This is a genomic window from Oerskovia enterophila (assembly GCF_044748475.1).
Taxonomy (GTDB): domain Bacteria; phylum Actinomycetota; class Actinomycetes; order Actinomycetales; family Cellulomonadaceae; genus Oerskovia; species Oerskovia enterophila.
The window spans coordinates 91,314-104,204 of record NZ_JBIVFZ010000002.1 but is presented as its reverse complement, the minus strand read 5'-3'; the positions used below and the strand labels follow the sequence as shown (position 1 = coordinate 104,204).

The following is a 12,891-nucleotide window of genomic DNA, read 5'->3' as shown; positions in this document are numbered from 1 at the left end:
CAATGACGCTACTGACCCCTGACCGCGCCGGCGGTCGCCCGTCCCCGTCCCCGCACCAGGGCACGGACCCGGCCCCCGGGCTCTCGCCGTCGACCACCGAGCTCGGCGTGCTGTTCGGCGGTGACTACAACCCCGAGCAGTGGGACCCGGCCGTGTGGCGCGAGGACGCCCGGCTCATGCAGCTGGCAGGGGTCAACCTCGTGACCGTCGGGGTCTTCAGCTGGTCGCGCTACGAGCCGCAGCCGGGCGTGCGTGACTTCGCCTGGATGGACGAGGTGCTCGACCTCCTGCACGCGCACGGCATCGCCGTGGACCTCGCGACCCCGACCGCCTCGCCACCCCCCTGGCTCGGGCACCTGCACCCCGACACTCTGCCGGTCGACGCGGACGGCGTACGCCTGGGCTGGGGATCGCGCAACCAGTTCAGCCCGGCGTCGCGGGTCTACCGCGATCACGCGCTCGCGATCACGCGCGACGTCGTCGAGCGGTACGCGACGCACCCCGCGGTCCGGATGTGGCACGTGGGCAACGAGCTCGGCCAGGTCTGCCACGGCGAGGAGTCCGCCGCGGCCTTCCGGGACTGGCTGCGCGAGCGCTACGGCTCGCTCGCGGTGCTCAACGAGGCGTGGGGGACCGCGGTGTGGTCGCAGCACTACGGGCAGTGGGAGGAGATCACCCCTCCGCGGCGGGCGCCCTACCACCTCAACCCGACCCAGGTCCTGGACTTCCGGCGATACTCGTCCGACGCGCTGCGGTCGCTGTTCCGCGAGCAGCGCGACGTGATCCGTGGCATCGATCCCGTGCGCCCCGTGACGACGAACTTCATGGGCTTCTTCCCCCTCGTCGACTACTGGTCGTGGGCCGACGACCTGGACGTGGTCGCGGACGACGCCTACCCCGACCCGGCCGACCCGCACGCCCCGAGCACGTCGGCGCTCACGCACGACCTCATGCGCTCGCTCGGGCGCGGTCGGCCCTGGGTCCTCATGGAGCAGGCGGCCGGCGCCGTCAGCTGGCGCCCGCACAACCTCACCAAGTCGCCCGGGCGCTCGCGTCTGGAGTCGCTGCAGGCCGTGGCTCGCGGGGCCGACGCGGTCTGCTTCTTCCAGTGGAGGGCTGCGACCAAGGGGCCCGAGCGCTTCCACTCGGCCATGCTCCCGCACGCGGGCCCCGAGACCCGCGCGCACCAGGGGGTCCGCCGCCTGGGGGCTGACCTCGCGAGGCTGCGCGCCGTCGTCGGCACGCGCGTCGTGGCGCGGGTCGCGATCCTCTTCGACTGGCCGAGCTGGTGGGCGTCGCAGAGCGAGGCGCTGCCGACCGACCGGCTCGACGCCCTGGCGCAGCTCCGGTCCTGGTACCGCCCCCTGTGGGAGGACGGCGTCGCGGTCGACGTCGCCCGCCCGGGGCAGGACCTGTCGGGCTACGACGTCGTGCTGGCCCCCCAGCTCTACCTGCTCGCCGAGCGGGCGGCCGAGGAGCTGCGCGCCCACGTCGCCCGGGGTGGGACGCTCGTGCTCGGCCCGTTCGGAGGGGTCGCGGACGAGTCCGCGCACGTGCGGACCGGGCGCTTCCCCGCCCTGCTGCGGGACGTCGTCGGGCTCAGCGGGGAGGAGTGGGTACCGCTCCCCGACGACGGCGCGGAGGTCGCCTGGTCGGCAGGGTCGACGGCGGCGCGACCAGGAGGGCGACCGGGCGAACCGTCCGGGACGCCCGGCGCGACGTCCTCGCGGCCGTCCGCGCCCGTGCCCGCGCCCGTGCCCGCGGCGGGCACGGGCTCGTTCCGCGCCGAGGTCCTGGGCGAGCTCGTGCGCTCCGAGGGGGCCGAGGTCCTCGCGTCGTTCCGCGGCGGTCACCTCGACGGGGGACCGGCGATCACCCGGCACGGGCTCCCGGGGGGCGGTGCGGCCTGGTACGTCGCGACCGTGCCGCCGCAGGACGTCCTCGCGCACGTGCTGCGGCGGGCGCTCGCGGAGGCCGGCGTCGAGGGGGTCGCACCCGCGGTGCGCCTCCCCGGCGTCGAGGTGGTCCGGCGCGGTGACGCGCTCTTCGTGCTGAACCACGGACGCGACACGGTCCGCGTCCGCGTGGAGGACCTGTTCCCGCGCGGCTCCTCGTCCGTCTCCCCATCTCATCCCCGGGCCGAGGTCGTCGACCTCCTGACCGGGCTCCCACCTGCTGCCGGCGAGGTCGTCCTCGCGGCCGACGACGTCGTCGTCCTGATCGAGAGGAACTCATGAAGTTCACGGATGGTTACTGGAAGCTGCTGCCGGGCGTGACGTTGCTGCGGCCGCAGTCGGTCGACGAGGTCGTCGACGACGCGGGCCGGCTCGTGGTGTACGCGCCGACGGCGCCGATCCTGACGCGTGGCGACACGCTCAACCGGCCCCTCGTCACGGTGTCGTTCGACGCGCCCATGGACGACGTCGTGGGCGTGCGCATCGAGCACCACCAGGGGCGCCGGGACCCGGGCCCGCACTTCGAGGTCTCGCGTGCGCCGGGCGACTCCAAGGTCGTCCTGCCCCTCGTCGAGGGCGAGCACGGCGCGTCGCTGACCTCGGGCCGGCTCGTGGCCCGGGTCGCGACCGACGGCGGCTGGCGCGTGGACTTCGTGGCCGACGGCAGGGTCCTGACGAGCTCGACCGACCGCAGCGTCGGGGTCGTCACGACGCCCGACGGCGCCCATCACGTCCGCGAGCAGCTCACGATCGGCGTGGGTGAGCACCTGTACGGCCTGGGCGAGCGCTTCGGTGCACTGGTCAAGAACGGGCAGTCGGTCGACATCTGGAACGAGGACGGCGGGACGGCGAGCGACCAGGCGTACAAGAACGTCCCGTTCTACCTGTCGGACGCGGGCTACGGCGTGTTCGTGGCGCACCCCGAGAGGGTCTCGTTCGAGGTGGGCACCGAGGTCGTCTCGCGCACGCAGTTCTCGGTCGTGGGTGAGACGCTCCAGTACTACGTGATCTACGGCGCGACGCCCAAGGAGATCCTCAGCCGGTACACCGCGCTCACGGGGCGGCCTGCCAGGGTGCCCGCGTGGTCGTTCGGGCTGTGGTTGTCGACCTCGTTCACGACCGACTACGACGAGGGCACCGTGACCTCGTTCATCGACGGCATGGCCGAGCGCGAGATCCCCCTGAGCGTCTTCCACTTCGACTGCTTCTGGATGCGGCAGTTCCACTGGTGCGACTTCGTGTGGGACCCGGCCACGTTCCCCGACCCCGAGGGCATGCTCGCGCGGCTGCGCGCCAAGGGGCTGCGGATCTCGGCGTGGATCAACCCGTACGTCGCCCAGCGCTCGCACCTGTTCGCCGAGGGGCGCGAGAAGGGGTACCTGGTGCTGACGCCCGCGGGCGACGTCTGGCAGTGGGACATGTGGCAGGCGGGCATGGCGCTCGTCGACTTCACGAACCCCGACGCGAAGGCCTGGTACCTCGCGCAGCTCAAGGGCCTGCTGGACCAGGGCGTCGACTGCTTCAAGACCGACTTCGGCGAGCGGATCCCCACGGACGTGGTGTGGCACGACGGGTCGGACCCGCAGCGCATGCACAACTACTACGCGCACCTGTACAACGAGGCCGTGTTCGAGCTGCTGCAGGCCGAGCGCGGCGAGGGCGAGGCGGTGCTCTTCGCGCGGTCGGCGACCGCGGGCGGTCAGCAGTTCCCGGTCCACTGGGGCGGGGACTGCGAGTCGACGTACGCCTCGATGGCCGAGTCGCTGCGCGGCGGTCTCTCGCTCGCGCTGTCGGGGTTCGGGTACTGGAGCCACGACATCGGGGGGTTCGAGGGCACGCCCGACCCGGCGGTCTTCAAGCGCTGGACCGCGTTCGGCCTGCTGTCCTCGCACAGCCGCCTGCACGCCTCGGACTCCTATCGCGTGCCCTGGGCGTTCGACGACGAGGCCGTGGACGTCGCGCGGACCTTCACGCGGCTCAAGATGTCGCTCATGCCGTACCTGGCCAGGGTGGCGGGGGAGGCGCACGGGCAGGGCGTGCCGATGATGCGGCCCATGATGCTCGAGTTCCCGGGCGACCGGGGGACGGCCGGCGTCGACACCCAGTACATGCTGGGCGACGCGCTGCTCGTCGCACCGGTGTTCAGCACCGAGGGCGACGTCGAGTACTACGTCCCGGAGGGCCGCTGGACGAACCTGCTCGACGGGCGCGCGGTTTCTGGGCCGCGGTGGGTGGCCGAGCGGCACGGGTTCGACTCGTTGCCTCTCCTGGTCCGCCCGGGCACGGTCCTGCCGGTCGGTGCGCGCACCGACCGGCCGGACTACGCGTGGGCCGACGGCGTGACGCTGCGCCTGTTCCAGCTGCCCGACGGGCACGACTCGACGACCACGGTCCCGTCCGAGTCGGGCGAGCCGACGACGTTCCGCACGCGCCGCGAGGGGAGGAGGGTCACGGTCACCTCGGACGACGCCCGGGCCCCGTGGGCCGTGCAGCTCGGCGAGCACGTCGTCCGCGCCGAGGGGGCGGGGAGCGTCGAGCTGCCCGTCTGACGCTCCTCCCGTCGTGTGGGCGAGGGGAGAGGTGAGCGGCGTCGTCGGGCAGGAAGCCCCGTGCCCGACGGCGCCGCTCACCCTGGGCCTCGACGTCGCCCCCGCGCGTGGGTACCCTGATCGAATCGATACGTGAGAGCGCTCCCACGCTTGCACGGACCGTCCATCCCAGAACCACCGAAGGAACACCGTGAGCAACGTCGCTACCCGGCAGGACGCCGGACCCGCACCGTCCACAGCACAGCCACCCGCACGGCGGGCTTTCCCGACCGACTTCCTCTGGGGGTCGGCCACCGCCGCCTACCAGATCGAGGGCGCCGCCGCCGAGGGCGGGCGCGGACCCTCCATCTGGGACACCTACTCCCACACCCCCGGCCGCACCCTGAACGGCGACACGGGCGACGTCGCCGACGACCACTACCACCGGTGGGCCGAGGACGTGCAGCACATCAAGGACCTCGGGCTCGGCGCCTACCGGTTCTCGATCTCCTGGTCGCGCGTCCAGCCCGGCGGCACCGGAGAGTTCAACCCCGAGGGCATCGCGTTCTACTCGCGCCTCGTCGACGCGCTGCTCGAGGCGGGCGTCAAGCCCGTCGTCACGCTCTACCACTGGGACCTCCCGCAGGAGCTCGAGGACCGCGGCGGCTGGGCGAACCGCGAGACCGCGCACGCGTTCGCCGAGTACGCGCGCCGCATGGCCCGCGAGCTCGGCGACCGGATCGACGTGTGGACCACGCTCAACGAGCCGTGGTGCTCGGCCTACCTCGGCTACGGCTCGGGCGTGCACGCCCCGGGACGCACCGAGCCCGTCGCGGCGCTCGCGGCCGTGCACCACCTCAACCTCGCCCACGGGCTCGCGTGCCTCGCGATCCGCGACGACCTGGGCAACGACACCATGACGTCCGTGACGCTCAACCTGCACGTGATCCGGCCCGACGACCCCACGTCGGAGGCCGACCTGGACGCGGTCCGGAAGATCGACGGCCTCGCCAACCGGGCGTTCCTCGGCCCGCTGCTCGACGGCGCCTACCCGGCCGACCTGCTTGCCGACACCGCGCACGTGACCGACTGGTCGTTCGTCCAGGACGGCGACCTCGAGATCGTCCGGCAGCCGCTGTCCGTGCTCGGCATCAACTACTACTCGACGACCAAGGTCCGCCACTTCGCGGGCGACGGCGAGCGCGCGGAGAACGACGGCCACGGCGCATCGAGCCACAGCCCGTGGATCGGGGTCGAGGACGTCGAGTTCGTGACGCAGGCGGGCCCGTACACCGCGATGGGCTGGAACATCGAGCCCGCCGGGATGACCGAGCTGCTCCTCTCGGTGCACCGGGCGTACCCGGGCCAGCCCCTCATGGTCACCGAGAACGGTGCGGCGTTCGACGACGAGGTCACGGTCGACGCCGACGGGACCGCGCGGGTCCACGACGACCGTCGTGTCGCCTACCTGCACGACCACATCGACGCCGTGGGTGCTGCGATCGACGCCGGGGCCGACGTGCGCGGGTACTTCGCGTGGTCGCTGCTCGACAACTTCGAGTGGGGCTACGGCTACGACCGTCGGTTCGGGATCATCCGCGTCGACTACGACACGCTCGAGCGCACGTGGAAGGACTCGGCGCACTGGTACCGCCGGCTCGCGACGACCTCGGTGCTGCCCGGGGTGGCGGAGGTCGGCTGACTGCGGTGGTCGACGTCGCCGGTGATCTATCTCGCACCTGTCACGGTCGCGGCGCGACACGCCGACGGAACATGACACGCGGGGGAAATCGTGTCCGGCTTGTCTGGTTCGGAGGTCGGTCGTTCCTCGCGTCTCCGCGGGGCCGACCGGCGCTCCGGACCTCTTCGTGCGCTCTGCACAGCATGTGGACGGAGGGCTTCCACAAGCTGTGGAGAAGTCCTCGGGGCCGCTCGGACAAGCCGTTCGCGGGCTCCTGTACCGGTGGACGACGGGGTGCATCCGGGGGAGTGTCAGTGCCTCCTGGGAGGATGGATCCGTGCTTGTAGCACACTTCGACACGTCTCGAGGAGGAGGCGGCGAAGATCGTCCGACCACGACATCTAGTGCCGAGCGCGGAACCCGCCCACTAGGTATAGTGGTCAACACCAGGGAGCGATCGTCTCCCCGGCAAAACACACGGTCGTAGTTCCATCAGCGTTCTTCGAGGTCAGGACCCCAGCAGGGAGTCGGCCTGAGCGCCCCCGCTGGAAGCTCGATCCCCTACCCGAGGAGACTGACCAGATGAGCATCACGGTCTACAGCAAGCCGGCTTGCGTTCAGTGCGACGCGACGTACCGCGCCCTCGACAAGAAGGGCATCGAGTACTCCGTCGTGGACATCAGCCAGGACGCCGAGGCACTCGAGCTCGTGCGCGGCCTCGGCTACCTGCAGGCACCCGTCGTCATCGCGGGCGACGAGCACTGGTCGGGCTTCCGCCCCGACCAGATCAACGCTCTCGCGACGAAGGTCGCTCCCGTCGCCTGAACAGCTCGTCCCACCGGTCCCCGCTGCGAGGTGTGACATGGGATCGCTCGTCTACTTCTCCAGCGCGTCGGACAACACCCACCGGTTCGTCCAGCGGCTGGGCCTCGAGGACCGTGGCTGCACGGTCCACCGCATCCCGCTGCGACCCAAGGACGAGTTCCTGCGGGTCGACGAGCCCTACGTCCTGATGGTCCCGACGTACGGCGGCGGCAACGAGGGCGGGGCAGTGCCCCGCCAGGTCATCAAGTTCTTGAACGACTCACACAACCGGTCGTTGATCCGCGGCGTCATCGCCGCGGGCAACACCAACTTCGGCGAGGCCTACTGCATCGCCGGCGACATCATCTCCTCGAAGTGCCAGGTGCCCTACCTGTACGCCTTCGAACTTCTGGGAACAGCCGAGGACGTCGAGCGCGTCCGCGACGGATTGGGACGATTTTGGCAACGACAGTCACGGATTCCAGCGTGAGCACGGTGGCGGCGGGCGTCGAGCTCGACTACCACGCGCTCAACGCGATGCTCAACCTGTACGGCCCCGACGGCGAGATCCAGTTCGACAAGGACCGCCAGGCAGCGCGCCAGTACTTCCTGCAGCACGTGAACCAGAACACGGTCTTCTTCCACAGCCTGGAGGAGAAGCTCGAGTACCTGGTCGAGAACAAGTACTACGACCCCGCGGTCCTCGACAAGTACGACCGCGACTTCGTCAAGACGCTGTTCGAGTTCGCCTACTCCAAGAAGTTCCGCTTCGACACGTTCCTCGGCGCGTTCAAGTACTACACCTCGTACACGCTCAAGACGTTCGACGGCAAGCGGTACCTCGAGCGCTTCGAGGACCGTGTGTCCATGGTCGCCCTCGGCCTGGCGGACGGCAACGAGCAGACGGCGCTCGACATCGTCGAGGAGATCGTCGCCGGTCGCTTCCAGCCCGCGACCCCCACGTTCCTCAACATCGGCAAGGCGCAGCGCGGCGAGCCCGTGTCCTGCTTCCTGCTGCGCATCGAGGACAACATGGAGTCCATCGCACGCGGCATCAACTCCGCGCTGCAGCTCTCCAAGCGCGGCGGCGGCGTGGCCCTGCTCCTGAGCAACATCCGTGAGCACGGCGCCCCGATCAAGCACATCGAGAACCAGTCCTCGGGCGTCATCCCCGTGATGAAGCTCCTCGAGGACTCCTTCTCCTACGCGAACCAGCTCGGTGCCCGCCAGGGCGCCGGCGCGGTCTACCTGCACGCGCACCACCCCGACATCATGCGTTTCCTCGACACCAAGCGTGAGAACGCCGACGAGAAGATCCGCATCAAGACGCTGTCGCTCGGTGTGGTCATCCCCGACATCACGTTCGACCTGGCGAAGAAGAACGAGGACATGTACCTGTTCTCGCCGTACGACGTCGAGCGCGTCTACGGAAAGCCCTTCGCCGACATCTCGGTCACCGAGAAGTACGACGAGATGGTCGACGACGCACGCATCCGCAAGACGAAGATCAAGGCCCGCGAGTTCTTCCAGACCCTCGCCGAGCTGCAGTTCGAGTCCGGCTACCCGTACGTCATGTTCGAGGACACGGTCAACAAGGCGAACCCCATCAAGGGCCGCATCACGCACTCGAACCTGTGCTCGGAGATCCTCCAGGTCTCGACGCCCTCGACGTTCAACGAGGACCTGTCGTACGACCACGTCGGCCGCGACATCTCGTGCAACCTCGGCTCGCTCAACATCGCCAAGACGATGGACTCGCCGGACTTCGCCAAGACCATCGACACCGCGATCCGTGCTCTGACGGCCGTGTCCGACCAGACGAGCATCGAGTCCGTCCCGTCGATCAAGCGCGCCAACGAGTCGGGCCACGCGATCGGCCTCGGCCAGATGAACCTGCACGGGTACCTCGCTCGCGAGCGCGTCTTCTACGGCTCCGAAGAGGGCATCGACTTCACGAACATCTACTTCTACACCGTGGCCTACCACGCGATCGCGGCGAGCAACCGCCTCGCGATCGAGCGGGGCCGCGCGTTCGGCGGGTTCGAGGACTCGACCTACGCCTCGGGCGAGTACTTCGCGAAGTACACGGACCAGGTGTGGGAGCCCGCGACGCCGCGCGTCAAGGAGCTCTTCGAGACCGCGGGCGTGCACATCCCCACGCAGGAGGACTGGAAGGCGCTGGCCGCGTCCGTCAAGGAGCACGGCATCTACAACCAGAACCTCCAGGCGGTCCCGCCGACCGGTTCGATCAGCTACATCAACAACTCGACGTCGTCGATCCACCCGGTCGCCGCCAAGATCGAGATCCGCAAGGAAGGCAAGATCGGGCGCGTCTACTACCCGGCGCCGTACCTGACGAACGACAACCTGGAGTACTACCAGGACGCGTACGAGATCGGCTACGAGAAGATCATCGACACGTACGCCGCGGCGACGCAGCACGTGGACCAGGGCTTGAGCCTCACGCTGTTCTTCAAGGACACCGCGACCACGCGCGACGTCAACCGCGCGCAGATCTACGCATGGCGCAAGGGCATCAAGACCCTGTACTACATCCGCCTGCGCCAGCTCGCGCTCGAGGGCACCGAGGTGGAGGGTTGCGTCTCCTGCATGCTCTGATTGCCTGAAGCAATCACCTGAGTTCCACGGCCTCTGCGGAGGGGGCGCGGGTCTGCCATCCGGCCGTTCGTTCCTCACGGCCTCCCGCCAGACCCGACCACGACCCGCGCCCCCTCCGCGCCGGCCGCTCGATCTCTCTCCTGGGTTCGCCACACTCGGCCCAGGGGAGAGATGCTGACTGTTGAATGTCGTTCGTGCCCCGGCTCGGCTGCGGGCGTTGGAGAGAGAAGTAGTCGATGTCACCCACTGGGAAGCTCAAGCTCATCGATCGCGTGTCCGCGATCAACTGGAACCGTCTCGACGACGACAAGGACGCCGAGGTCTGGGACCGTCTCGTCGGGAACTTCTGGCTCCCCGAGAAGGTGCCGGTCTCGAACGACATCCAGAGCTGGGCCACGCTCACCGAGGAGGAGAAGACGCTCACCATGCGCGTCTTCACCGGCCTCACGCTCCTGGACACCATCCAGGGCACCGTGGGCGCCGTGTCGCTCATCCCTGACGCGATCACCCCGCACGAGGAGGCCGTGTACACGAACATCGCCTTCATGGAGTCCGTGCACGCCAAGAGCTACTCGTCGATCTTCTCGACGCTGTGCTCGACGCGCGAGATCGACGAGGCGTTCCGCTGGTCGGAGGAGAACCCCAACCTCCAGCGCAAGGCCGAGATCGTCATGGAGTACTACAAGGGCGACTCGCCGCTCAAGCGCAAGGTCGCGAGCACGCTGCTCGAGTCCTTCCTGTTCTACTCGGGCTTCTACCTGCCCATGTACTGGTCGAGCCGCGCCAAGCTCACCAACACGGCCGACCTCATCCGCCTCATCATCCGCGACGAGGCCGTGCACGGGTACTACATCGGCTACAAGTTCCAGAAGGGGCTCGAGAAGCTGAGCCCCGAGGAGCGTGACGAGATGAAGGCCTACACGTACGAGCTCCTGTTCGAGCTCTACGAGAACGAGGTCCAGTACACCGCGGACCTCTACGACGGCGTGGGCCTCACCGAGGACGTCAAGAAGTTCCTGCGCTACAACGCCAACAAGGCCCTCATGAACCTGGGCTACGAGGCGCTGTTCCCCAAGGACGAGACCGACGTCAACCCGGCGATCCTGTCCGCACTGTCCCCGAACGCCGACGAGAACCACGACTTCTTCTCCGGCTCGGGCTCGTCCTACGTGATCGGCAAGGCCGTGAACACCGAGGACGACGACTGGGACTTCTGATCCCGCCCGTCAGCACCGCACTCACGGGCTGACCACGATCGAACGTCGGACGCCCCGCCACTCCGGAAGGAGCGGCGGGGCGTCCGTCGTTCGAGGACCGGTGGCGTCGGCAGGGCCCGACCGGCGCGGCCGGCGAATCGGCGGCGGTGATCCGTGCTGCCGAAAGGTCAGGGGCTCAGTCGTTCGGCCGCGCCAGCGCGCCCTCGACCGGAGGCTCGGCCGACCACGGGAAGGTGATCCACCGGTCCGTCTCCTTCCAGGAGAAGTCCGGCTGAACGATCGTGCGCGGCTTGGTGTACAGCACAGCGGAGCGCGCCTCGGTGCCGTGCTCGGCGAGCAGGTCCATGACCAGGGCGAGCGTCCGGCCCGAGTCCGCGACGTCGTCGACCACGAGGACCTTGGACCCCGGGAGCTCCGACGTGTCCATCAGCGGGGGAAGGACGCGGGGGTCCGCGAGCGTCTGACCGATGTCCGTGTAGAACTCCACGTTGAGCGTTCCTACGCCCTTGGTGCCCAGCGCGTAGGCCACGGCCCCGCCGGGCAGCAGCCCGCCGCGGGCGATCGCGACCACGACGTCGGGCTGGAAGCCGCCCGCGACCACCTGCTCGGCCAGCTGCCTGGACGCCGCGCCGAAAATCTCCCACGTCATGACTTCGCGCTCTGTGCTCATGGACAGAGCCTAGGGGCAGCCCCTGTGAGGTGGCCTGCCCAACGGCTCGTACCGGACGTCACCGTCCAGCACGCGAGAAGGGCCACCTCCCGCGAGCGGGAGGTGGCCCTTCGACGATCCGACGGCCCCCCGACGGCTCAGCCGTCAGGAAGGCAGGTGGATCAGGAAGCGTCCAGGATGTCCACGACGAACACGAGGGTCTTGCCCGCGAGCGGGTTCGACTCGCTGGCCTCGGCGCCGTAGCCCATGGCGGCGGGGATGACGAGCAGCACCTGGCTGCCGACGGTCTGTCCAGCAAGGCCTTCGGTCCAGCCCTGGATGACGCCCGTCAGCGGGAAGCTCGCGGGAGCGCCCTTCTCCCACGACGAGTCGAAGGGCTCGCCGTCGAGGGTCCAACCCGTGTAGTGCGCCGTGATCGTCTGGTCAGCCGTGACCTCGGGGCCGGTGCCCTTGATGAGCGTCTGCACGACGAGCTCGGTCGGGTCGGCGTAGCCCTCGGGGATGTCGATGCTGGGCTTGCCGGTGTCGTCCAGGGTGACGACCGGCAGGCCGTCAGCCGGCGTCACGGCCTCGCCCTCGGCGCGCTCCGGGATGCTCTTGGCGCCGGTCACCTCGACGATGGAGATGCTCGTCTTGCCGTCCTGGCCGGGCGCGGCGAAGATGAACCGCGTGCCGACCTTCTGGCCCGTGAGGACCTCGTTGAGCACCGGGTACAGCGACGGGTCGCCCAGCGTGATGGTGTCCACCTGGCTCTCGTCGCCCCACATCGAGCCGAGGACCTCGGCGGTCTCGCCGGAGTAGACGACCGACTTCATGGTGAGCTGCTGCCCCTCTTCGAGGTCCTCGCCCGTTCCCTCGACGTCGACGCGGGCCGTGGCCGTGGAGACGGTGAAGGGCTTCTCGAACGTCGCGGTGGGCTCGGTGCCGATGTCACCGGTGACCTTGATGGACTCGACCGCGGCGATGTCCTCCGCCGTGGGGGCTGCCACGCCGGTGTCTGCCGGTGCCGACTCGCTGGGGGACGGGCTGGCGCTCCCGCCGTCTCCGGACGCACAACCGGACAGGACGAGGGCGGTACCCAGGGCGATCGCGACGAGGCCGCGAGAGGTACGGAGCTTCACAAGGATCCTTCGTTCGGGGTGTCCGCGCACGACCGGGAGTGAACACGGCGACGAGCACGGGAGTGGCGGGCCCCGCAACTCTAGCCGCACTCTCTGGGAGTGCGCTGAAAACGGACGCGGGAGCCTTGACCGGCTCGTCGCTGTCGCGACCGTGAGCGTTCGTCGCTGTCGCGACCGTGAGCGTTCGTCGCTGTCGCAACCGTGAGCGTTCGTCGCTGTCGCAACCGTGAGCGTTCGTCGCTGTCGCAACCGTGAGCGTTCGTCGCTGTCGCAACCGTGAGCGTTCGTCGCTGTCG

At 69.3% G+C, this 12,891-nt stretch carries 9 protein-coding genes; 7 read left to right on the top strand and 2 right to left on the bottom strand.

Features of this window, described 5'->3' with window-relative positions; genetic code table 11:
- The first annotated feature begins 2 nt into the window (after window positions 1-2).
- From ACIPWA_RS05140 to nrdF, 7 genes are all read left to right on the top strand, one after another.
- A complete protein-coding gene (locus tag ACIPWA_RS05140) occupies window positions 3-2,237 on the top strand; it encodes a beta-galactosidase (RefSeq protein ID WP_400288570.1) in 2,235 nt (744 codons plus the stop codon).
- Entirely contained in the window at window positions 2,234-4,504 is a 2,271-nt protein-coding gene (yicI, locus tag ACIPWA_RS05135; protein ID WP_400288568.1) for an alpha-xylosidase, read from the top strand. The genes ACIPWA_RS05140 and yicI overlap by 4 nt, the downstream gene beginning before the upstream one ends.
- Window positions 4,505-4,694: 190 nt before the next feature.
- Complete coding sequence (locus tag ACIPWA_RS05130) at window positions 4,695-6,185, top strand: GH1 family beta-glucosidase (RefSeq protein WP_400288565.1); 1,491 nt, start codon at window positions 4,695-4,697, stop codon at window positions 6,183-6,185.
- 561 nt (window positions 6,186-6,746) lie between these two features.
- On the top strand, window positions 6,747-6,989 hold the full coding sequence (nrdH, locus tag ACIPWA_RS05125; protein WP_056646227.1) for a glutaredoxin-like protein NrdH: 243 nt from the start codon (window positions 6,747-6,749) through the stop codon (window positions 6,987-6,989).
- A gap of 37 nt (window positions 6,990-7,026) precedes the next feature.
- Window positions 7,027-7,458 carry a class Ib ribonucleoside-diphosphate reductase assembly flavoprotein NrdI gene (gene nrdI, locus ACIPWA_RS05120; RefSeq protein WP_068627108.1) on the top strand — a complete coding sequence of 144 codons (432 nt, stop codon included), beginning with the start codon at window positions 7,027-7,029 and terminating at the stop codon, window positions 7,456-7,458.
- Window positions 7,428-9,587, top strand: a complete 2,160-nt coding sequence (gene nrdE, locus ACIPWA_RS05115; protein WP_369800615.1) for a class 1b ribonucleoside-diphosphate reductase subunit alpha — start codon at window positions 7,428-7,430, stop codon at window positions 9,585-9,587. The genes nrdI and nrdE overlap by 31 nt, the downstream gene beginning before the upstream one ends.
- A gap of 236 nt (window positions 9,588-9,823) precedes the next feature.
- Complete coding sequence (nrdF, locus tag ACIPWA_RS05110; RefSeq protein ID WP_056763957.1) at window positions 9,824-10,804, top strand: class 1b ribonucleoside-diphosphate reductase subunit beta; 981 nt, start codon at window positions 9,824-9,826, stop codon at window positions 10,802-10,804.
- 175 nt (window positions 10,805-10,979) lie between these two features.
- On the opposite strand, the gene ACIPWA_RS05105 is transcribed toward nrdF, so the two are convergent.
- Both ACIPWA_RS05105 and ACIPWA_RS05100 read right to left on the bottom strand, forming a co-directional pair.
- A complete protein-coding gene (locus ACIPWA_RS05105; RefSeq protein ID WP_400288561.1) occupies window positions 10,980-11,474 on the bottom strand; it encodes a phosphoribosyltransferase in 495 nt (164 codons plus the stop codon).
- Between the two features lie 161 nt (window positions 11,475-11,635).
- Window positions 11,636-12,463, bottom strand: a complete 828-nt coding sequence (locus tag ACIPWA_RS05100) for an FKBP-type peptidyl-prolyl cis-trans isomerase (RefSeq protein ID WP_235534434.1) — start codon at window positions 12,461-12,463, stop codon at window positions 11,636-11,638.
- Between the last annotated feature and the right edge of the window lie 428 nt (window positions 12,464-12,891).